At 54.9% G+C, this 21,437-nt stretch carries 17 protein-coding genes and 1 pseudogene; 12 read left to right on the plus strand and 6 right to left on the minus strand.

What is annotated here, in order from left to right; all coding sequences use genetic code 11:
• A pseudogene (locus DIT72_RS12060) lies at positions 1-794 on the plus strand (carboxylate--amine ligase); the annotation flags it as partial.
• Positions 795-944: 150 nt separating this feature from the next.
• On the opposite strand, the gene DIT72_RS12065 reads toward DIT72_RS12060, so the two are convergent.
• From DIT72_RS12065 to DIT72_RS12075, 3 genes are all read right to left on the minus strand, one after another.
• Complete coding sequence (locus DIT72_RS12065; RefSeq protein WP_135955505.1) at positions 945-1,877, minus strand: formate/nitrite transporter family protein; 933 nt, start codon at positions 1,875-1,877, stop codon at positions 945-947.
• 267 nt (positions 1,878-2,144) lie between these two features.
• Positions 2,145-2,309, minus strand: a complete 165-nt coding sequence (locus tag DIT72_RS18270) for a hypothetical protein (RefSeq protein ID WP_168355054.1) — start codon at positions 2,307-2,309, stop codon at positions 2,145-2,147.
• 520 nt (positions 2,310-2,829) lie between these two features.
• Positions 2,830-3,807: an EAL domain-containing protein gene (locus DIT72_RS12075; protein ID WP_135955507.1), complete on the minus strand. Its 978-nt coding sequence runs from the start codon at positions 3,805-3,807 to the stop codon at positions 2,830-2,832.
• 720 nt (positions 3,808-4,527) lie between these two features.
• Here DIT72_RS12075 and DIT72_RS12080 point away from each other — a divergent pair.
• The 7 genes from DIT72_RS12080 (at position 4,528) to DIT72_RS12110 (ending at position 11,965) form a co-directional block, all read left to right on the plus strand.
• Complete coding sequence (locus DIT72_RS12080) at positions 4,528-5,310, plus strand: SDR family NAD(P)-dependent oxidoreductase (protein ID WP_135955508.1); 783 nt, start codon at positions 4,528-4,530, stop codon at positions 5,308-5,310.
• Positions 5,311-5,356: 46 nt separating this feature from the next.
• Positions 5,357-7,132, plus strand: a complete 1,776-nt coding sequence (locus DIT72_RS12085; RefSeq protein ID WP_135955509.1) for a protein adenylyltransferase SelO — start codon at positions 5,357-5,359, stop codon at positions 7,130-7,132.
• Positions 7,133-7,493: 361 nt separating this feature from the next.
• Complete coding sequence (locus DIT72_RS12090) at positions 7,494-8,138, plus strand: ABC transporter permease (protein WP_135955510.1); 645 nt, start codon at positions 7,494-7,496, stop codon at positions 8,136-8,138.
• A gap of 33 nt (positions 8,139-8,171) precedes the next feature.
• Positions 8,172-9,335, plus strand: a complete 1,164-nt coding sequence (locus DIT72_RS12095; protein ID WP_135955511.1) for an ABC transporter ATP-binding protein — start codon at positions 8,172-8,174, stop codon at positions 9,333-9,335.
• A complete protein-coding gene (locus DIT72_RS12100) occupies positions 9,332-10,063 on the plus strand; it encodes an ABC transporter permease (RefSeq protein ID WP_135955512.1) in 732 nt (243 codons plus the stop codon). The genes DIT72_RS12095 and DIT72_RS12100 overlap by 4 nt, the downstream gene beginning before the upstream one ends.
• A gap of 87 nt (positions 10,064-10,150) precedes the next feature.
• The gene (locus DIT72_RS12105; protein ID WP_135955513.1) at positions 10,151-11,041 is read left to right on the plus strand and encodes a glycine betaine ABC transporter substrate-binding protein; all 891 of its coding nucleotides are present in this window, start codon (positions 10,151-10,153) and stop codon (positions 11,039-11,041) included.
• Positions 11,042-11,128: 87 nt separating this feature from the next.
• Positions 11,129-11,965 carry a nitrilase-related carbon-nitrogen hydrolase gene (locus DIT72_RS12110; protein ID WP_135955514.1) on the plus strand — a complete coding sequence of 279 codons (837 nt, stop codon included), beginning with the start codon at positions 11,129-11,131 and terminating at the stop codon, positions 11,963-11,965.
• A gap of 59 nt (positions 11,966-12,024) precedes the next feature.
• Here the strand turns inward: DIT72_RS12110 and DIT72_RS12115 are convergent, their stop codons facing one another.
• Complete coding sequence (locus DIT72_RS12115; protein WP_135955515.1) at positions 12,025-12,912, minus strand: amidohydrolase family protein; 888 nt, start codon at positions 12,910-12,912, stop codon at positions 12,025-12,027.
• 51 nt (positions 12,913-12,963) lie between these two features.
• Positions 12,964-13,890 (minus strand): alpha/beta hydrolase, encoded by a 927-nt coding sequence (locus DIT72_RS12120; protein WP_228260807.1) that lies wholly within the window; start codon positions 13,888-13,890, stop codon positions 12,964-12,966.
• Positions 13,891-13,982: 92 nt separating this feature from the next.
• On the opposite strand from DIT72_RS12120, the gene DIT72_RS12125 reads away from it, so the two are divergent.
• The 4 genes from DIT72_RS12125 (at position 13,983) to DIT72_RS12140 (ending at position 19,931) form a co-directional block, all read left to right on the plus strand.
• The gene (locus tag DIT72_RS12125; RefSeq protein ID WP_135955516.1) at positions 13,983-14,936 is read left to right on the plus strand and encodes a GlxA family transcriptional regulator; all 954 of its coding nucleotides are present in this window, start codon (positions 13,983-13,985) and stop codon (positions 14,934-14,936) included.
• A 109-nt stretch (positions 14,937-15,045) separates the two neighbouring features.
• Positions 15,046-16,392 carry an MmgE/PrpD family protein gene (locus DIT72_RS12130; protein ID WP_135955517.1) on the plus strand — a complete coding sequence of 449 codons (1,347 nt, stop codon included), beginning with the start codon at positions 15,046-15,048 and terminating at the stop codon, positions 16,390-16,392.
• Entirely contained in the window at positions 16,376-19,456 is a 3,081-nt protein-coding gene (gene ydiJ, locus DIT72_RS12135; protein ID WP_135955518.1) for a D-2-hydroxyglutarate dehydrogenase YdiJ, read from the plus strand. Before DIT72_RS12130 ends, ydiJ begins: the two co-directional genes overlap by 17 nt.
• Before the next feature lie 46 nt (positions 19,457-19,502).
• Complete coding sequence (locus tag DIT72_RS12140) at positions 19,503-19,931, plus strand: CIA30 family protein (protein WP_265937502.1); 429 nt, start codon at positions 19,503-19,505, stop codon at positions 19,929-19,931.
• On the opposite strand, the gene DIT72_RS12145 is transcribed toward DIT72_RS12140, so the two are convergent.
• Positions 19,857-21,257 (minus strand): NADH:flavin oxidoreductase/NADH oxidase family protein, encoded by a 1,401-nt coding sequence (locus tag DIT72_RS12145; RefSeq protein ID WP_228260809.1) that lies wholly within the window; start codon positions 21,255-21,257, stop codon positions 19,857-19,859. The genes DIT72_RS12140 and DIT72_RS12145 overlap by 75 nt on opposite strands.
• Positions 21,258-21,437 lie beyond the last annotated feature (180 nt).

The raw sequence follows: 21,437 nt of genomic DNA on the forward strand, positions 1-21,437 counted from the left end.
ACCAGACTCTGCTCAAACTGGACGGTGACCCCGACGACCCGATTCACGTCAAGGCCTTCGACAAGGCCGGTTGCCTTGGCCACCGGATGATCCGCACGCTGGAAGAAATTGACCTGATTCCGGACGAGGAATACCCCCTGCTGATGGAAAGCCATCTCAGTGGCTGGGAATTTGCGGTTGAAGCGTGGATCCACGATGGCAAGATCCAGTTCCTCAACATTTCCGAGTATGTAACGCTGGGCTACTCTGTGTTCGTGCCCGCTACAAAGGAACTCGAGAGCTGGCGCCACGCCATTACCAAGCAGATCGAATTGCTGATCAAGACCTTTGATATCAAGTTCGGCCTGATTCACCCCGAGTACTTTGTAACCGCAGACGGCGAAATGTACTTTGGTGAGGTTGCTTACCGGCCACCCGGATTCAAGGCCTTCGAGCTTATCGAGATGGCCTACGGCTTCAACGCCTATCAGGCATCGATGCTGGTATTCGATCCCAAAAGCACGAAAGAGGAAGTGGCTGCATTTTTCCCCAAGGAAGTGGAGGGTGCGAAAGGCTATGCGGGCTGCTTCGGTGTGTACCCACGCCGTCGCGTAGTCAGCAAGCTGGAAATGCCCAAGGAAACCATTGAGCATCCCTATTTCGTGTCACACGAATTGCATGAGCCGACAGAAGAGACCGTTCCGGATCGGTCAGCCTTCGGCACTCATTGGGGCCTGGTGTTCTTCTTTGGTGACGACCCCATCACGATGCGGGATCTGCTGAAAGCTCAGGAGGATCTGGACTTCTACGTATAAAGCCAGATTTTCGCTGATATTTTCGGCCAGAGACCGAGGGAAGCGTAGCGGGCTCAAGAAGCCCGCTACGCTCTTGGCCTATCAACGCTGTGACTTGAAATAATCGAAGGACTGCTTGGGTACATCAGGCCGCCGCTTCAAGGTTTCGCATCACATCTCTTCATGAACCTGGCCATAGGCCAGCATTGCGAACAAACAGGTACCGCCAAGGATGTTGCCGACAAGTACCGGGGAAATATGGTGGACCATGGCGGTAAAGATATTCATGTCCCCGGTGAGCACCAGAGTGAAAATTTCGTTTGACCCGGCAATTACATGGGTAAAGTCGCCCGCTGCTATAAGCCAGGTAAACATGACGATAACGAGCACTTCGGAGCCCTTCGCGGAAGGCAGCATCCAGACTATGGCAGCTATGAAAAAGCCCGATGGAATACCGCGCAAAAGTGTTTCGGCCGGCGTCAACGTAGCCAGGTGTTGCGATATTTCCAGAATCGCCACGAAGGTGTCCGCGGAAAGGATGCCACCGTGGACAACGATGGCGGCGGTAATAAACGTGCCACACAAATTCGCCGCGAGGACAATTGCCCAAAGGCGCGCAGTGCAATAGAACCGATTACGAGTCGGTTGGGCCAGAACCGGCAGCACGACGGTGATGGTGTTCTCGGTGAACAGCTGAAGCCGGCACAGGATCACGAGGACAAACCCGAACGAGTAGCCCAGGCTTTCAATCAACATCAGGTAGGGATGATATGAGCCCAGATTGGAGCGGATTATTCCCTCGACGAGGACCGAGGTGGAAATCCCGACGCCCGCTGCCACACCCGACCACCAGAGCGAAATTTTCGGGCGTTGTAGCTCCGATTCGCCCTCGCGCATGATGATGGAGTAGACAGTCAGCGACGATAGTTTGCCATGTTCAGCGACGGCATCCCGTTCTTTCGGAGTCAGTGACTTTTCGCTCGATGTCGGTGTCTGTTCACGGGATTCGCGATCCTGGGCCTTGGCGCGAGACTCCTGCTCATCTGCGGCCTCCCTGGCTTTCTTTTCGGAGGAAGTGTCCCGATTGGTTTCCCCGTCGCTCATTCAACTGTCCTTTAGCCATCCAGAAACGCTTTTTTGCTGAAAGATCAAGCCTGCTGGAAAGTTGTCTTTGTAATTATGATAGCTGAGATACTGAATTCCGACACAACGAAAGCCCGAAGAAGGGGTAAACTTCTCATACAAGGGATACATGGAGCGTGCATAGAAGGAAGGCGGATCAACGAACGATCTTGTTGAGATCATCCGTATCCGAAGCAAAAGACGTTATTTGATAGACTTATCAGCTGTTTTCGGTATCTGTCGTTAAACTTATCGGCCACTTTTCAGGTTAATCTGCTTGGAACCTGCAGAGACAATTTGCCCACTTTTACCCTTGCCTACATACTCAACAGACCCGCCAGACTTTAAAAACGCAGCAGTCTGCTCTTCAATTTTAGCGGTAGTAACTGTGTCTTTTATGAGTTTATTGCTCATTATGCTCTCCGGATTGATCGTTGGTTTGTTCGTTAACTTCAGTGGCCTATTATGCCTGAAACAGGAAAATATTGTTGCAGTAAATAATCAAATGAGGCTCTTACTCTATTGTCCGGTACTGTAATATGAGACGTATTATTTCATGATCGCTTATGGCTGATGCCAGCGACTGATTTACTGATGCTCTCTGTGGCAGGTGAATATCGAATTTTGACCGCAAAACCTCCACCACCTGTTTATCCACAATGGGATCGAACTCCCGCCCGGCATAAATGTAAATGCGCTGGATAATAAAGTCTTTATTTGCCATAAAAAGCAGGTTTCTCGGTTAAAAACCAGATTATTTGAAGTGGGCCCGATCGGCCGGACAGTTTGAGGGAAGCGAGTCATTTTAGCAGAACATCAGAGCCGTTATCGACGTTATCATAACGAAAATTATTGCGGTATTTTTTAAATACCATCTTTGGGTATTATTTTTGTTTAGTAAAGATCCGGAAAACAGGCCTTGAAGCGAACGACGTCAAGCAGTCTCTTTCTGGCGATTCCGTTCCAGCAATACCTCGAAGTCATCCTGGCGCAGAGGCATCGAAACCTGGAAGCCCTGGGCATAGTCGCAGCCGCAACGGGAGAGGTATTGCAACTGCTCATCGTTTTCAACGCCTTCTGCAACTACCTGGGCGTCTATCGCATGGGCTATGGCGATTGTACTCTCCAGTATGCGGTCGCTGTCACCACCCTGCGCGGCGTCATTAATCAGCTCTCTGTCTACCTTGACACAGTCCGCCTTGAACTCCTGAAGGCCTTCAAATGCAGACGGTTCGGTACCCAACTGATCGATTGCCAGGTGTAGCCGCAAACCTGCCAGACCCAGGCTCCTGACTGGATTGAAAGCGCAGGCATGAATGTTGTTAAGGGAAGTCGGCGACAGTTCCAGGCTAATGTGGCTCCCACTGAGGCCAATTTCTGTCAGCCGCGCCCGCCATTGGTCCATAAGGTCTGGGGTAACAAACGAGGCCGGTGATTCGTTGATGTTGATGGGAAAGGCCTTGTCACTCAGGTCCCGCCACCGATTTGAACAGGTAATCGACTGTTCCAGTACGTCGAGGGTAATGCAGTTTGCCATACCGTTTTGTTGGGCAATCCCGAGAAAAGCAGCCGGAGTCAACAGTCCCTTGTACGGATGATTCCAACGGAGCAAAGCTTCTGCCCTCGCTATGGTACCAGTGCTGATGTCGATTACAGGCAGGTAGTAAACCTCCAGCTGGTCCTCCCTGAGGGCATCATCCAGCTCTCTGCTCAACAACAGGCGCTCTGCTTCGCTCTGCGCGATCGAGGCTCTTATAACCCGGCGCCGGAGTTCCTGTACCAGGTGGGCTATTGGCAGGGCCTGTATGACATGATCGCTGCCACGATTCCCGTTAATGTCCAGCGCGGCTTCTTGCCAGTCTTCAGGCAGTTGCTCCATTTCGCTCTGGATCAATTGCACCAGCTTTATCATGAGAGGCGTCCTCCGTGATACTCGGCATGCTTAGCAATCTGTTCGCAAACACGCTATCAGAAACTGCCGATTTCCGTATGTGCGGTAACAGACGGACAGTGTGGTTCTTCAGGATCCAGAGTTGGCGGTTGTGCCAGTGTCCCGTCTGGCTAATTCGTTCACCTACTGCGAGACCTTTAACTGATGGTCTTTTCAAAACAGTGCTTCTCTGCCCTGCGCTCGCTAAAAAGTACTGAATACGCGATGCTGAGTTCGTGACGAGCGTAATGATATTGCGGGTTTAATCCGGGTTTCTTGGGCCAGGAATGCAACTAAAATCAGTACAGGTATGATTTTGATTTTAATCGTTTAAAAATGGAGGCGCAGGCCGGAATCGAACCGGCGTGAACGGAGTTGCAGAACGAGCCACAGGAACAGGGTTTATGTGCAAATACAGTATCTTAGCGGAGGTTTCTTCAAGTAAGACTGCGCTCATTCACTTTTTATAAAAACGTTTCCACTCAATAAGTTACGTTTTCATTTTTTGGGTGATTATTTGAGTTCCCCCGCTTCGATTGCCGATTACCTGATCAGGCCTGCACCTGCTGGCCTGATTTCAATCCACCAGGTACCGACAGCAATTGATGTGATCCCTAGATCGAGAGAAGATACCGCTTTCAGACTTCATGGATGAATCCTGCGCCACCTCTGCAAACCAACAACCACAGGAAGGGACTTGCCATGAAACTCAAAGATTCCGTCGCCATTGTCACCGGCTCCTCCTCCGGTATCGGCGCCGCCATCGCCCGCCTGTTTGCCGAACACGGCTGCCACGTGGCGATCAACTACAGTAACAATGAGGACGGCGCCCGGGCAGTAGCCGCCGACTGCGAGAAGCACGGCGTAAAAACCCTGGTAATGCGTGCCGATGTGGCGGAAGACGTCGACTGCCGCGCCCTGGTGGACGCCACCCTGGACCAGCTGGGCCGTGTTGATATCCTGGTAAACAACGCCGGCACTACCAAATTCTGTGATCACGCCAACCTCGAGGGCCTCGACAAACAGGACTTCCTCGACCTGTACGCCGTCAATACCGTGGGGCCCTACCAGATGACCCGTGCCGCCGAGAAAGCCCTGCGGGCCAATGGTTCCGGGCACATCATCAACATGGCTTCCATTGCCGGTCTCGCTGGTATCGGCAGTTCCATTGCCTATGCCGCCTCGAAGGGCGCTCTGGTAACCATGACCCGCTCCCTGGCCCGGATCATGGGCCCGGAAGTCCGGGTCAATGCCGTCTGTCCCGGTTTCGTACAGGGTGAATGGCTGAAAAAAGGCCTGGGCGAAGACAAGTACGACGTGTTACTGGAGAAGACCAAGGGTGCCTCGCCCCTGCACGATACCGCCTCACCGGAAACCGTAGCCGACGTCTGCCTCGGCCTGATCATCGGGGGCGACCTGACCACCGGGGAAACCATCCTCATCGACGGCGGCGCTCACCTGGGCATGGCGCCGGTCCGTCGTTAACAGCCCTGATCAGATGGCCCACTTCGAAATCAACGAGAACGTCCGTATGAAAAACCGACTGCCCCGGGAAACTATCTCTATCGTTACGACCCTTGAAGACCTCGCACAATTGGCAGACTATTCGCTGATGGATCGTCTGAACTGCGACCCCGACGCGAATGCTGGCGGAAATGACCACGCCCCGCGCCAGGTCTTCACCGGTCACTATGTCCCCGTCGATCCTACGCCAATCGAAGCCCCCGATTACGTCGCCCACAGCCAGGACCTGTTTCAGGAACTCGGCTTCGCCGACAGCATGGCGCAGTCGGCTGACTTCGTCCGCGTGTTCTCTGGCGACCTTTCATCCGTTCCGGAACCAATGCGCAAGGTCGGCTGGGCCTGTGGTTACGCCCTTTCCATCTATGGCACCGAATATAACCAGCAGTGCCCGTTCCAGACCGGCAACGGATACGGCGACGGCAGGGCAATCTCCGTGCTTGAAGCCGTCATCAACGGTCGGCGATGGGAAATGCAACTCAAAGGTGCCGGCCGGACGCCATACTGCCGCGGCGCCGACGGCCGGGCGGTTCTGCGCTCGAGTGTGCGGGAATTCCTGGCACAGGAGCATATGCATGCGCTCGGGGTGCCAACATCCCGGTCTCTGAGCCTGTACGTTTCGACAACGGAGAAAGTTAAGCGTCCGTGGTACTCGGAAGGCTCGCGTTCGTTGAATCCAGACCGGCTGATCTCAGAGCCGGTTGCCATCTCTACGCGCGTTGCCCCCTCGTTCATCCGGGTGGGCCAAGTCGAACTCTTCGCCCGTCGTGCCCGGAATAAAGCACACCCCAGAGCGATGGAAGAGCTGGAAAAGATTGTATTGCACCTGATTGATCGAGAATACGGTGACGTCATCGACCATAAACTGGACATCGAAAAAAAGGTGGTATTGCTTGCGCGCGAGTTCCGCAGCCGACTCACTTCTCTGGTGGCTAACTGGATCCGCGTCGGCTACTGCCAGGGCAACTTCAATAGTGATAACTGCGCGGTCGGTGGCTTCACACTCGACTACGGACCATTCGGTTTCTGCGAGGTCTTCAACCCCCTCTACCAGCCATGGACAGGCGGTGGGCATCACTTCTCGTTCCTGAACCAGCCGGCGGCGGCAGAGCGCAACTTCCAGATGTTCTGTTCGGCTTTACGGCCGTTGCTGACCGCGCATCAGGACTGCCTGTGGCAGCTCGACGAGATTCGAAGCGATTTTTCAAAGGTGATGCAGGCGCAAATGGAAGCGATGTGGGCTGCCAAACTTGGGCTTGATGCGTTTCACGCAGACTTGTTCAGCGAGCTTGAAACGCTGATGGTGCAAACGCCCGTGGATTACACCATCTTTTTCCGCGAGCTCTCGACCGTGCCTGACGACATCGGCCCCCTCAAGAAAAGCTTTTATAAAGAACTGAATAGTACAGGGGCGTTAAGATCATTGAAGCAAGAGGCAGCCTCCGAAAGGATGGAAAAGCGCTGGTCAGCATGGCTCGCCAAATGGCAAAGGCTCACTGGCATCGGTAGCCTCACCGACGCAAACTCTTTGCCGTCCCGTTCTCGCGAGGAGCTTTCCAACCAGATGAAACTCGTCAACCCAAAATACAGTATGCGGGAGTGGTTTGTTGCACCCGCTTATCAGCAGGCGTCCAAGGGCAACTACGCTCCACTCCGGGAGTTGCAGCAAGTCATGACGCAGCCATACGCCGAACAATCGAAAGCAATCGAGGGAAAATACTACAGGCTGAAGCCGTCGAGGTTATTCGAAGTCGGTGGACTGTCCCATTACAGTTGCTCGTCCTGACCGAACAAGTACTGGAAAAGTTGATCGAAGGACGTTACCTGAGTCCTGCCAGCACACTGCTACTTCGACTTCCGGAGTCGACGAAGCCTGTGAAACATCGGTTCATTCAACAATCCTGGGCGCAGGCTTGCCAAGCAGCGTCATCAACAGAGATAAAAGTCCCGGTAAGCCAAAATCAATCGTTATCGGCAACTTTAAAGTCCCACTTCAGGCAGGTTGATTTTTCAATCTTGATGTTAGCCTCAGTCGCTATTGTTCACTTTAACGACGCTTTCTTTAAAGTGCTGCTCACTCCCACCTGATTTACTGTGTTTGAAAACGTGGACTTCTGCCTACTACAACTCACAAAAAGGGCTCCGCTGTGGAAATTCTTGATTTCGTTATGACCAATCTTGACCTGCTTGGCAAGCTCACCCTGGAGCATATCGCGTTGGTGGGAGTCGCCGTAGGGCTGGCAACCCTGACAGGCGTCCCGATTGGCATCGCGATTACCCAGAATGAGCGAGTTGCAACGGTCGTGCTTTATGTTGCCTCGATCCTGATTACCATCCCTTCAATCGCGCTATTCGGGATCATGATCCCAATATTGTCCACCATAGGGCATGGTATCGGGTACTTGCCTGCGGTCATCGCAGTGTTGCTTTACTCCCAACTCCCCATCATACGAAACACCTACACTGCGATCCATAATGTCAGCCCGGGCCTTCGGGAGGCTGCCCGTGGCATCGGTATGACCAGCGGCCAGCGCCTGCAAAAGGTTGAGATCCCGCTGTCTGTGCCATTGATCATGGCGGGTGTACGAACAGCGGTAGTGATGAATATCGGTGTAATGGCTATTGCCGCTTATATTGGCGCCGGCGGACTTGGCGTTCTGATCAGTCGGGGAATATCCCAGAGCGATCCCCGACAATTGGTGGTTGGAGCCATTGCAGTCAGTCTGCTGGCTATCATCGCTGATCGATCTCTACTGTTACTGCAGCGCAAATTGACCCCCAGGGGCCTCTAACCTCTCGCAAAAACAAAAATCGGGAAACGAAACATGATTACACTCGACAACCTGACCAAGATTTTTGATACAGACCGCGGCGTGGTCAGTGCCGCCGACCATATCAACATGGAAGTACCGCAGGGAGAGATCTGCGTTCTCCTGGGGCCTTCAGGTTGTGGCAAGACAACCACCCTCAAAATGGTTAACCGGATTATCACTCCGACATCTGGACGGGTCCTGATCAACGGAAAAGACACCAGCGAGCAGGACACTGTGTCTCTGCGCCGCAGCATTGGTTATGTGATCCAGCAGATAGGGCTGTTTCCGAACATGACCATCGAGGAAAATATTTCAATCGTGCCAAAGCTGATTGGGTGGGACAAAAGCCGTTACCTGAAGCGCGCTTCGGAATTACTGGAAATGGTCGCGATGGACCCCGCCATTTTCCTGAAGCGCTACCCGAACGAGCTGTCCGGCGGCCAGCAGCAGAGAATTGGTGTGATCAGGGCTCTGGCCGCCGACCCCCCTGTAATGTTGATGGATGAGCCCTTTGGCGCGATCGATCCCATAAACCGGGAAGTAATCCAGGACGAATTCCTGAAGCTGCACCGGGAACTCAAAAAGACAGTCATGTTCGTGAGTCACGATATTGATGAAGCGGTTAAGATGGCCGACCGTATCGCCATCTTTAAAGAAGGTAAGCTCATTCAGTACGACACGCCAGACGATATTCTCTCGCATCCCATTAATGATTTTGTGAAGGGCTTTGTCGGGCGGGACCGCGCATTAAAACGATTGCAACTGGTTACCGTCGCGGAGGTACTTGAAACCGAATCCAGTGTTGTCACTGCCGAAGATTCCCTCGCAACAGCCCTACAACGCATGACCGATGCGGGCTACGAGCGGGCTATTATTGTCGTTGACGGCGATGGGCGGCCGGTAGGCTACGTGTCCCGCAGCGTAGCCACCACCACAAAGGGCAATTGTGGTCAGCACAGCTACAATCTGCGCACCCTTGTCCGTCCCGAGGATGATCTCCGCACGGTGGCCTCGAAAATGTTCACCCACGATGCGACCTGGCTTCCATGCGTATCCGAGCATGGAAAGCTAATGGGAGTTGTTACCCAGCGCGGCATTACCCACCATCTGGGCGCCACTTACAAATCCTCTCATGCTAAAGAGCAAAATCTGCAACACGCGCGGGTGGCGCCATGAAAGGGCTCGGAACGTCCCGTTTTTTTCAGTTGCCGGTACTGATTGGCGTCTTCCTGCTGGGTGTCTACCTCCAGCGTTCGGGCCTGATCGACGGCATGCTGTATTATTGGGAAGACATAGTTTACCTGACCAATCAGCACATTCAGCTGACGATCATATCAGGTAGCCTCGCAATCGCAGTCGGCCTGCCTCTGGGCATCGTACTGAGCCGCCCGCGTTTCATAAAGGTATCCGAGTGGGCCATGCAGGGACTGAATATCGGCACGACGATACCCACCCTGGCGATCCTCGCACTGTCTATGAGTCTTCTGGGCATCGGCTTTGTGCCTTCCGTCTTCGGTCTCTTTATTGCCTCCCTCTTGCCGATTGTCAGAAATACCTACACCGGTTTGCTGGGCATTCCCGCCCACCTGAAAGAATCCGCCTCGGGCATTGGCATGTCTGCAGGCCAGATGCTGTTGCGTGTCGAGATACCCAACGCAGCCAATGTGATCTTTGCAGGAATCCGGACTGCCCTGGCTATTAACGTTGGAACGGTACCGCTGGTCTTCCTGATTGGCGGTGGTGGCCTCGGAGAACTGATCTTTACCGGCATCGACCTGTTCGATACTGAAATGATGCTTGCAGGCGCACTGATGACCGCGCTCCTTGCCATCACCGTGGACATCCTGGTTGCCGCATGCGCCTTTCTGATGGTTCCCCGGGGCATTAACCCATCTCGCGCCTGAAGCCGTGTCAGACGGCTCGGGCATTGAAGAAACCGGCTACTTCACCCGGAGTCGCCACAAAACAAAAGTCATCTGGAGCATAAACCCATGAAAACTCTGAAAAAACTGGCATCCATTGCCACCGTCGCCATTTCCATGACCTTTGGCGGTGTTGCAGCCGCAGAAACCATCGTGGTGGGCGGTAAGAATTTCACCGAACAGCAACTGCTGACATCTATGACCGCCCAGTACCTTCGTGCCGAAGGGTATGATGTGGATACCCGAGCTGGCATGGGCAGTGCCGTGCTACGCTCAGCCCAGGAAAATGGCCAGGTCGACATTTACTGGGAATACACAGGTACCGGTCTGATTGTTTATAACGACGTCAAAGAAAAACTCGGACGCCAGGAAGGCTACGAAAAGGTACGTGAGCTTGACATGGAGAAGGGCCTGGTCTGGCTGGACCCGTCTGATGCCAACAATACCTATGCTCTGGCAATGCAAGCTTCAGAAGCCGAAGCAATGGGTATTGAAACCCTCAGCGATATGGCCACCGCCATCAACAACGGTAAGGAATTGGTACTGGCCAGCAACGCCGAGTGGTATGCCCGCGAAGATGGCTACCGCCCGTTTGCAAAAGCTTATGATTTCAAACTGCCAAGGGATCAGATCAAGCGTATGGACTCCGGCCTGACCTACTCAGCGTTGAAAGAGGGCCAGGTTGACGTGGCCCTGGTATTTGCCACTGACGGACGTATCCCGGCCTTTGATTTTGTCCTGTTAGAAGATGACCGTAATTTCTTCCCTGACTATGCAGTCACTCCGGTAATCCGCCAGGAGACCCTGGAGGAAAATCCGGAACTGGAGGAGCAGCTCAATAAGCTTTCAGGTCTCCTGGATAATGAAGTCATGGCTCGCCTGAATGCCCGGGTAGACGTTGAGAGACAAGACATTGGAGAAGTTGCCCGCAATTTCCTCGCAGAACATGATCTGATCTGATCGAAATCCGGTACTGCCCCGTGCACCTTTTATCGGGTCATGGGGCTTCCTTGTTTAGATCTGCACGCAAATCACAGAGAGTTCGACATGATTACCAACCTGAATGTGGCCGTCGCCCAGATAAACTGTCAGCTGCTGGATGTGGAGGCCAACCTTGAAAGGCATCGTGAGTACGCCAGTCAAGCAAGGCAAAACGGTGCCGAAGTACTGCTGTTTCCCGAGTTGTCCCTGACCGGTTACCAGGTGGGCCGCAATGCGCCCAGTGTCGCCATGCGCAGTGATGACCCGGCTCTACTCGACCTCGCAAAACATGCAAAGGGCATCACTCTTGTAGTAGGTTTTGTAGAGCGGGCCCGGGCGGGTGAACTGTACAACGCCATGGCTTACCTCAGGGACGGCAGAGTTATCCATGTGCATCGTAAGATCAACCTGCCTACCTATGGTGGCTTGGACGAAGGCAAATGGTTCCATTCAGGTAGCCAGATTGGCAACGTGGCACTTCGCGAGCACTGGGAATCTTCATGCCTGATATGTGCGGACCTCTGGAACCCCGCCCTCACCCACTGTGCTTTCCTCAAGCAACCCGAACTGATGCTGGCCCCGATCAATTCGGCTTCAGGAGTGGTAAGCGAGAACTTTTCCAACGAGGATAACTGGAAAATCAACGTCAGTTTCTACGCCATGATTTACGGCACGCCGGTATTGATGGCCAACCGTTACGGGCATGAGGAGGATTTGTGGTTCTGGGGTGGGAGCTGCATTTTGGGTCCGAAAGGCGAGATCCTGGCGGCCGCGGACGACGGCGAATGTATTATTCAGGCGGAACTGGACCAGCGTGCCATCGATCGCGCTCGCTTCGAAATGCCCACGGTTCGGGACTCCAACACCCGACTGATCCGGCGGCTTCTGGAAGATCATTACTGAGGCCGGGGGGGCGTAGAAAAGGGCGGCCAGGGCCGCCCGGAAACCTTTTGCTCAATGCCTCAGTCGTTAAAGTCATACAGACGGGACGGGTTGGATACCAGAATTCGTTCCCGGATGTCAGGGTCCTTCACCCAGACCCGCAGGTCTTCCAGCAAGTCGGTGTCATCCGGCATCAGCCCGGGGAAATGGGGGTGAGGCCAATCGGAGCCCCAGATACACCGGTCTGCGTTAGCGGCCACCAATGCTGCGGCAATCGCTGTTACATCCGGATAAGGATACTTCTCCTGCATGGTCACCCGATAGCTACCTGAAAGCTTCACCCAAGCCTTGTTGTCTTTCAGAAGCTTGAGCAATTTCTGAAACCCCGGTTCCTCCACGCCCAGAGCTGCAGGCATATGCCCCATGTGGTCGAACACCACCGGGACCGGCAAAGCGGCGACCCGGTCCATGATGTCATCACAGTCAGCGACATTGATCAGAAACTGAAGGTGCCAGCCCATGCCGGCAATTCGATCCGCCAGCTTCAGCACTTCCTTCCACTGCAGGCCGCCCCGAAACAACAGGTTCATCCGCACACCCCGGAACCCGGCCTCATGAAGTTCTTCAAGTTCAGCGATTGTTATTTCAGGATCGACCACGCAAACACCGCGGTAGTCATGCCCTTGTTCTCGCAGTTGCCTGAGCGCATGCAGGTGCAAGCTGTTATCGGTGCCATAGACGCTGGGTTGAACCAGAACACCCCGATCGATACCGAGAATTCGGTGCAGCTTGAGGTAGTCCTCAAGGGACGCTTCTGGTGGTGTGTAAGTGCGATCAAGGGCAAAAGGGTAGTCCGCGCAGTGGGCAAAGACGTGGGCATGGGTGTCACAGCTTCTGGCCGGGACAGCCATCTCCGGCCCCCGAACCGGTGTACGAGCTGCCTTACAGAAGGGAATCTCGGAACTCATATCGGTTACTCAAAATGAGCGCGGCGGCCAGAGGCCGCCACGCAGGAGCTATCAGAATGTGGAAGTGATCCAGTCGGCGATTTTGCCGGCGAAGGCCTGGAACTTGGGATTGTCGTCCAGCATCCACTCTGTGTGGCCACCGCCTTCCAGCAGGAACAGCTGTTTCGGGCCGGGGTAACGTGCATAGAGTGAGCGGGCCTCCGTGACGGGATGCAGATCATTCTCGGCACCATGCGCAATCAGCAACGGAATCTGCGCGAACCTCTCATCAAGATGTGCCTCCGGACAGAAGCTGATCAAAGAATCCGCGAAATCGAAGGTGGACGTCACACCATAGCCGGGTGCCTTTACCAGTTCGGTATAGACGTATTCGCGGCTAACAGGATCCAGCGGGTAAATGTCGAACGGGTCGATACCATTCGGCTCTCCACCTTTCGCCAGACGGAGACGCTCAGCGGTCATAAAGGCACGGAACTGCTTCCATCCGTGCTCGCCCCGCTGAGCCTTCTGAACACGGACAGCGTCAAAGAAGCCGTTCATGGCAATCAGGCCATCAACCTGGTCTTCGCAGATGCGAAATGCATCCAGTACCAGGCCGCCAGCCATACCCCAGCCCGCCAGCACCACTTTGCGCTCCTCTTCTTTAGCACGCTCGGCAACTATGGCAACCGCATTGGCGATATCTCGCACCTGCTCTTCGATGAGAACGCGCTCACGCTCACCTTCTGACTCACCAAAGCCACGGTAATCGAAGCCGAAAACTGTAAAACCCTTACGGGAAAGAAAACGGGCGTAACGTTCCGGGTGGATATTTTTCTGTCCGGTAAAACCGGAACATACGATGACGATGGGCAGAGCGGGGTCGTCGTGTTCTTCATTTTTGAAGAATGCGCCGTCGAGGGTCAGTTTGTCGCTCTGGAATTTCACTTTTTGTTCGATCATGTCGGGTTCCTGCCAATGGGCGTTGTTGTTAACCATTACGCCTCCCATCATCAGAAAATCCCGATCGACAAAAATTTAATAAAACGCCATTATGCATAAAGAAAGCGACATTCCGCTCAGGCTGCCCTATGACAGACCCGAAAACTCAGAAAATCGGCTTCCTCGCCGTGCCCCAGTTTTCCATGCTCTCGTTCGTCGCTGCGCTGGAGCCATTGCGTGCGGCAAACCGGCTGAGCGAACACTCACTGTACGAATGGCACATCTTTTCCCAGGACAACCAGCCAGTGGCGGCCAGCAACGGCCTGCCTGTAAGTCCAGACCGCCAGTTCGACGAAACCGACGATATCGACATGATGATCGTAGTGGCGGGAATCGGCACCACAGAAATCCGGGACAAGAAGCTCTTCGAGTGGTTGCGCCAGCTCTCGCGCAGGGGCGTAGCGCTCGGCGCCACATCCACGGGCTCCCTCTTGCTGGCCCGGGCCCGCTTGTTGTCAAATCACCGCTGTACAATCCATTGGGAGAACAAGGAAAGTTTTGAGGAAGAGTTCCCCGGACTGAACATCACCGGAGAGCTATACGAAATCGATAGCAATATCATGACTTGCTCCGGAGGCCTTGCCAGTCTCGACATGATGTGCCAGAAAATTGCTCTTGAGCATGGCGGAGATCTGGCCATGGGGTGCGCCGAACAGTTCATTCACCCCCATATTCGCCCGGCAAACGAGCAACAGCGAATGGAGCTCCAGTTCCGGCATAACACCAGCCATCCGCGGCTAATCAAAGTTATCCAGCTCATGCAGAATCAGACCGAGGAGATACTGACCTGCACCGAGATCGGCGAAAAGGTGGGGCTGTCGACCCGTCAGATGGAAAGGCTGTTCCGGACTTACCTGAGCACTACACCTAACGCCTTCTATATGCAGCTTCGACTGGAACGGGCCAAGCACTTGCTGCTGCAGTCCACTATGAGCATTACCCAGATAGCAACCGCCTGTGGCTTCAACTCTACCTCCTATTTTACCCGCTGCTATTCCAGAGGTTTTGGGTTAACACCCCGAGAACAGAGGCAGAAGCTCTAAGAAAGCTGTGCCGAAGTTGTCGCCTTTTTTCAAACTGGTGTCGTTTTTTTTGCTGTCCACAACAGCGGGAACACCAATGATGGGAGCATAATAAAACCGGGAGCCTTCCATGTCCGACCTGTCTTTACCGGCCCAGTTGCTTGCCCTTGACTCAACAGCGTTACCACCCGAAGTCTATGACCTGGCTCAGACCTGTCTGCTGGATCTGATTGGCGTGGCAGCAGGCGCCACGAACACCACTCTGGCCGGGATAGGTAGGCACTTTGTTTTGGATCAGTATCCCGGCAACCAACCGCTCCTGTTTTCCGAAGGCTCTGCGTCCAGTACCGGTGCTGCCTTGTATGGCGGCTGGCTCATCGACGCTCTGGATGCCCATGACGGCCATGTTCTGACCAAGGGCCATGCCGGTGTCGCCATACTGCCGGCAATGCTCTCTCTCCCCGAAACTCAGGAGTTATCGGGGCGTCGGTTCCTGGGAGAACTGGCCATCGGTTATGAGATCGCGATCCGGGCCGGCATCAGTCTTCATAACTCAGCCTGCGATTATCATACCTCCGGAGCCTGGAACTGTCTTGGCGTCACAGCCGTAGCAGCTCGCCTGATGAACCTGTCTGCAAAGCAGGTGGCCGAGGCTCTGGGCATCGCAGAATTCTACGGGCCCCGCAGCCAGATGATGCGCTGCATCGAACACCCCACCATGCTCAAGGATGGCTCTGGCTGGGGTGCTATGACCGGAATTGCCTCTGCACTATTAGGCAGAGCAGGCTTTACCGGAGCACCAGCGGTGCTAATGGCACAGTCCGACACATGGCGCGACCTGGGAACCCACTGGTATTTCCTGGACACGTATTTCAAACGCTATCCGGTGTGTTACTGGGCTCAGCCTGCGATAGAGGCATCGCTTTCGCTGCGGCCCGGTATTGCCGATGCTGACGAGATCCAGGAGGTTCGCGTCACCAGCTTTCACCAGGCGGTTCGGCTACACACGCCCCACCCGAGAAGCACTGAGGAAGCCCAATACAGTTTGCCCTGGGCTGTTGCCTGCGCCCTTTACCGTGGCTCAGTTGACCAGCGTTCAGTAACCGGCGATCTTGAGAACCCGAAGGTCACGCAACTGGCGAGAAAAATACGTCTTCTCGAATCGCCTGAATTCTCCCGCCAATTCCCTGCCAGGCGCTACGCTACTGTAACCATCCAACTAACCAACGGTCAGGAATTAGTCAGTAGTCGGTTCGAGGCGCTGGGAACGCCAGGCAATCCGATAGGCCGAACCGGGCTTGTCAGCAAATTCCACGAACTAGCACAACCTGTCATTGGCTCTCGGGCGGATATCCTCGAGAGCATCGTAGACGCCCTGCCCAATCGACCGGTCACTGATCTTTTGGCGCAACTGAGCGACCCCATTCAAAACATCCCACCAAAGGAAATTATCAGCACGCATGCTGCCGAGACTTGAGCACATAAACCAGACCCAGTCCCGTTATCTCGCTTTCCTGAAGGCCCTCAAGCATTCAGGGTTCCATGGTGAGATGACGCCCGACTTTGCCACCCGGACAGTACTTGCAACTGACAACTCCATCTATCAGGTACTGCCACAGGCCGCCGTATTCCCGATGGACAAGGCTGATGTGCAACGGCTCGGTTGTCTTGCGTCAAAAATCGAATGGAGGGATATCGTCCTCAGCCCACGAGGAGGCGGCACGGGAACTAACGGTCAATCGCTGACTGACGGCATTGTTGTGGATCTGTCCCGGCACATGAACCGGATTCTGGAGATCAACGCCGCCGAAGGCTGGGCTCGCGTGGAAGCGGGTGTGGTCAAGGACCAGCTCAATGCGGCTGTAAGCTCCCACGGCCTGTTTTTTGCCCCGGAGCTTTCCACCAGCAACCGGGCAACCATTGGCGGGATGATCAATACCGACGCCAGTGGACAGGGGTCGGTCATGTATGGCAAGACCCGCGATCATGTCGTGGAACTGGAAACCGTGTTAATGGACGGGAACCTTTTGCACACGCGGGCACTTGACGCCGGGCAGGAGGAGAAGGCTTCAGGGGAACCCACGCTGGCGGGCGGAATCTACCGGACACTCTCTGACATCTGGGATCGCCGAAAGACGGATATCGAAAGGCACTTTCCAAAGCTGAACCGTTGCCTTACGGGATACGACCTGGCCCACCTGCGCGATGATGCCGGGCGGATCAATGCCAACAACGTTCTTTGTGGTTCGGAGGGGACCCTCGGTTTCATCGTCGAGGCCAAAGTTAACCTGCTACCCATTCCGAAGTACCAGGCTATGGTGGTGGTTCAGTATGACAGTTTCGACGCCTCCCTGAGGGATGCACAGACGCTGATGACAGCACGACCAGCCTCGATCGAGACCATCGACAGCAAGGTTCTCGCACTGGCACAGACAGACATTGCCTGGCAGGACGTGGCATCTTATTTCCGGGTGGGAGAAGGATCTCCGGTACGTGGTGTAAACCTTGTTGAATATACCGGCGACGACGAAAACCAGGTCCGTCAGGCCATAGATGTGCTTACCGACATGCTGGATAGCCCGGAACGTAGCCGTGCCTGTGAGTATTCGGTGGTCCTGGGAGAAAATGCCGTCAGTCAGATCTGGAAAATGCGTAAGCGTGCGGTCGGTCTCCTTGCCAAGACATCCGGGGAAGCCCGACCAGTAGCCTTTGTGGAAGACACCGCTGTTCCTCCCGAAGATCTCGCTGACTTTATCAGTGAGTTTCGCGATGTCCTCGACCGAGAAGGGCTCAGCTACGGGATGTTCGGACATGTCGATGCCGGCGTACTCCATGTCCGCCCGGCCCTGGACCTTAAGGACCCAGAGACCATTGTCACTGTCCGACGTGTCACTGAAGAAGTGGTTACTCTGGTCCGCAAATACCACGGATTGCTCTGGGGCGAGCATGGTAAAGGTTTCCGCTCCGAGTTCGCGCCAGGATTTTTCGGAGATCTGTATCCGGAATTGCAGGCGATCAAACGTGCCTTCGATCCATACAACCAGCTTAATCCCGGCAAGATCGCAACTCCCGATGCCAGCATCCCGCTGATAAGACTGGACGAGCCAGGACAAAGGGGCAAACTGGACCGTATGATACCAACGGCCAGTCGTCGCAATCAGTCGGACGCCATGAATTGCAATGGAAACGGCGCCTGCTACAACTTCGATCCAGATGATGCCATGTGCCCGTCATGGAAGGCCACTCGTGACCGCCGGCACTCACCCAAAGGTAGAGCGTCCCTGATCCGCGAGTGGCTCAGGTTGCTCGGGCAGCAGGACGTTGACACCGAAGCGCTGGCAGCGAGCTCAGATCCACGCCCTGCTCTGCCAGTACTCCTTAGCCGGATACGCTACACAAGGGCGCGAAACCGTGGTGAGTACGATTTTTCCAACGAAGTCCGGGAAGCCATGGACGGGTGTCTTTCCTGCAAGTCCTGCTCCGGTCAATGTCCGGTCCAGGTAGATATTCCGGAGGCGCGTGCAAGATTCCTTCACCTATACCATGGACGCTACCTTCGGCCGGTCAAAGATCATCTGATTGGGCGCCTCGAACAACTGATTCCGTTAATCGCTAACCCTCTATGCCGGCCAATCTATAACAGTCTGATGAACTGGCTTCCTGTCCAGGCAGTTATCCGGAAGCTCGGGATGGTCGATGTTCCCCTGCTGGCAAAGCGAACGCCTCTCGACGCAGCCGCTGGACTCGGCATACCTATGGCTTGTGAAGAAGAACTGAGGGAGCTGGATGAAAATGAAAGAAAGCGGTCGCTGATCATCGTTCAGGATGCGTTTACCAGTTATTTTGAAACAGATACTTTCGCAGCAATCCTCGAGTCCCTGCAGCATCTGGGCTTTCGGGTCTGGCTGCTGCCGTTCCATCCCAATGGTAAACCGCTACATGTACATGGGTTCCTCAAACAGTTCCGAAAAACGGCAAATTTGCACAGCGAGGCATTAAGAGCTCACGCCCGGTTCGGCATCCCATTGGTAGGAATTGACCCTTCCATGACTCTTGCCTTTCGCTCGGAATATCGAAAGTACGCTGAGTCTGACGTGCCAGTTGTGATGCTTTTACAAGAGTTTCTTGCTCAGCGTACAGAACAGTTTGCTCGCAAAAGCACTACCCAGCCCGGCCAAAGCGTTATTCTGCTCGGCCATTGTTCTGAAAAAACCAATGTCGGTGACAGCATGGTGCAGTGGCAGCGCGTCTTTGCGGCCTTAGGGATTGCCTTGAGCGTAGAGAACGTGGGTTGCTGCGGAATGGCCGGTACTTATGGCCACGAATCACGGAATATCGCTACTTCCCGGAAAATCTATGAGCTCTCATGGCACAAAAAAGTCACCGCCATGGAAGCCAATACTGTGTTATTGGCAACCGGGTATTCTTGCCGGTCGCAAGTACAGCGGATGGAAAATCTTCGCGTTCCGCACCCTCTGGAATATCTCAGGGACCGGTTGATGTTCGCGGTCAGTAATGAGGAAGGCCAGAAAGCCGACTAACACCGAATGATGCCAGTTGATCTGGCTGCCCCTCGGTGACCGAGTGATGGGAGGGCGATCTGACGGGACTGTTGCTCGCACTGAGGACGGCGTTGGCATCTTTCACGGTACTGTCCGACTGGATAACGGCGGCGGCTTTGCCTCCGTCAAAGCGGACCTGCCGGAACCGTTCGATGCCTCTCACTACACCGGCATCGAACTTCTTACCCGGGGCGATGGAAGGACCTACAAGATCGGCCTTCGCAACAGCGTGGACAGGCGCAGCATTGTGTACCAGCATGCGTTTACACCGGATACGGAAGACTGGAGCCGCATACAACTGCCGTTCAGTGATTTCGTTCCTACATGGCGCGGCAAGACAATTACCGATGCGGAACCATTGGATCTTGAACACCTGGCCTCAGTCAGCCTTTTCGTTTCCGGACGGCAGGTTGGTGAATTTCGACGGAGGATGCAGGATTGGGTTCTGTTCTGATCTTGAAATAGAGCGGGACTTCTTCACCCGACGGGCCCGGCTCAGTTCATCCTTCACATAGGCCCCGACGGCTTTGAGCATACCCAGGTCCGGATCAGCCTCTTCGCCATCCGCCAGCCGGAAAATCTGCTGGTAGTACCAGGCCTGCCCGCCCAGCACATTTACTATTTTGATTGGCATCAGCGGACTGGCGGGTGAGAAAAATCCCCGCTGGGCAAGCTTGACATGATCTTCGTGGCAAACGGTTTTATCGATGCGCCCTTCAAGCAGATCCCTGGGCGTATCTGGATCCGTGCAGAGCGGTCGGCCAAGGCCAATCACGTCGGTTTCGCCACTGGCAACCACCTCTTCCATAAACATGCGCGTCCGGAATCCACCGGTGACCATCATCGGGCAATCGCACACCTCACGAATCGTCTGGGCGTAATCCAGGAAGTAAGCCTCCCGCCTGCGAGTGCTTCGCCGCATGGCCGGCCCATCACTCGCGGTATCGGCATCACCACTGTACCCGAGCAGCCGCGGCTGTTCGTAGGTGCCGCCGGAAACCTCCAGCAGATCAATACCCTCCTGATTGAGCCAGCGCACCACGCTCACAGACTCATCGAGCGTGAACCCGCCCTTGCGGAAATCGTCGGAATTCAGCTTTACCGCCACCGGAAACTCCGGCCCCACAGCTGCGCGAGTCGCCCGCACCACCTCAAGCAGGAAACGGGCGCGATTTTCCAGCGAGCCACCCCAGCGATCAGTGCGCTGGTTGGTGACCGGCGACAGAAAAGACGACAGCAAATACCCATGAGCCCCATGCACCTGAACGCCAGTAAAACCCGCCTCTTTCGCGATCCGGGCCACGTTGGCAAAGCGCTGGATAAAGTCGAGAATCTCCGGCTCCGTCAGTGCCCGTGGGCGGGCATAGTTGCCCATCAGCGATAGCTGCACCGCAGAAGGTCCCATTGGGCGCGAGGTAACGTAACGCGGCGACTGCCGACCGCCATGGGATATCTGCATCCACAAATGGTTACCGTTGCAGGTGCCCGCTTCAGCCCAGGTACGCAACTGCGCCATACCCTCAGGCTCTCCTTCTGCCGGCGCCGGATCAATCGCAACGTTACCCGGCCGCTCCAGCACCCGGTGATCAATCATCACATTGCCGGTAATCAACAGCCCTGCCCCGCCATCGGACCAGCGCCGATAAAGGGTTTCATGGCGGTGGGTGGCGTGTAGCTGGTCGTCTGCCAGGCCCTCGGTCATGGCTGCCTTGGCAATTCGGTTGGGCAGGACTGCACCGCAGGGCAGTTTCAGAGGTTCGCCGAGGGGCGATTGGGGCATAGCTTCATCCTGATGGTTTTGAATGTGGGAATTTCCGGGTTAAAAAGTCAAGCCAATCATGAGCGAAAATGCCTACGCCTGCGCGGCTTGTCACTGGTCATCACCTGAAAACCACCAACAATCATTTCGCGAAATTGTTTGAAGAGTACCATGAGCTGGATCATGCAGTTCACCATTCTG

The organism is Marinobacter orientalis, assembly GCF_004792665.1.
Lineage (GTDB): Bacteria > Pseudomonadota > Gammaproteobacteria > Pseudomonadales > Oleiphilaceae > Marinobacter > Marinobacter orientalis.

Bases quoted from the DNA above. Each gene is read 5' to 3' on its own strand.
- DIT72_RS12065 (WP_135955505.1), bottom strand. From the start codon at position 1,877: ATGAGCGACGGGGAAACCAATCGGGACACTTCCTCCGAAAAGAAAGCC.
- DIT72_RS18270 (WP_168355054.1), bottom strand. From the start codon at position 2,309: ATGAGCAATAAACTCATAAAAGACACAGTTACTACCGCTAAAATTGAA.
- DIT72_RS12075 (WP_135955507.1), bottom strand. From the start codon at position 3,807: ATGATAAAGCTGGTGCAATTGATCCAGAGCGAAATGGAGCAACTGCCT.
- DIT72_RS12080 (WP_135955508.1), top strand. From the start codon at position 4,528: ATGAAACTCAAAGATTCCGTCGCCATTGTCACCGGCTCCTCCTCCGGT.
- DIT72_RS12085 (WP_135955509.1), top strand. From the start codon at position 5,357: ATGAAAAACCGACTGCCCCGGGAAACTATCTCTATCGTTACGACCCTT.
- DIT72_RS12095 (WP_135955511.1), top strand. From the start codon at position 8,172: ATGATTACACTCGACAACCTGACCAAGATTTTTGATACAGACCGCGGC.
- DIT72_RS12100 (WP_135955512.1), top strand. From the start codon at position 9,332: ATGAAAGGGCTCGGAACGTCCCGTTTTTTTCAGTTGCCGGTACTGATT.
- DIT72_RS12105 (WP_135955513.1), top strand. From the start codon at position 10,151: ATGAAAACTCTGAAAAAACTGGCATCCATTGCCACCGTCGCCATTTCC.
- DIT72_RS12110 (WP_135955514.1), top strand. From the start codon at position 11,129: ATGATTACCAACCTGAATGTGGCCGTCGCCCAGATAAACTGTCAGCTG.
- DIT72_RS12115 (WP_135955515.1), bottom strand. From the start codon at position 12,912: ATGAGTTCCGAGATTCCCTTCTGTAAGGCAGCTCGTACACCGGTTCGG.
- DIT72_RS12120 (WP_228260807.1), bottom strand. From the start codon at position 13,890: ATGGTTAACAACAACGCCCATTGGCAGGAACCCGACATGATCGAACAA.
- DIT72_RS12125 (WP_135955516.1), top strand. From the start codon at position 13,983: ATGACAGACCCGAAAACTCAGAAAATCGGCTTCCTCGCCGTGCCCCAG.
- DIT72_RS12130 (WP_135955517.1), top strand. From the start codon at position 15,046: ATGTCCGACCTGTCTTTACCGGCCCAGTTGCTTGCCCTTGACTCAACA.
- ydiJ (WP_135955518.1), top strand. From the start codon at position 16,376: ATGCTGCCGAGACTTGAGCACATAAACCAGACCCAGTCCCGTTATCTC.
- DIT72_RS12140 (WP_265937502.1), top strand. From the start codon at position 19,503: ATGGGAGGGCGATCTGACGGGACTGTTGCTCGCACTGAGGACGGCGTT.
- DIT72_RS12145 (WP_228260809.1), bottom strand. From the start codon at position 21,257: ATGCCCCAATCGCCCCTCGGCGAACCTCTGAAACTGCCCTGCGGTGCA.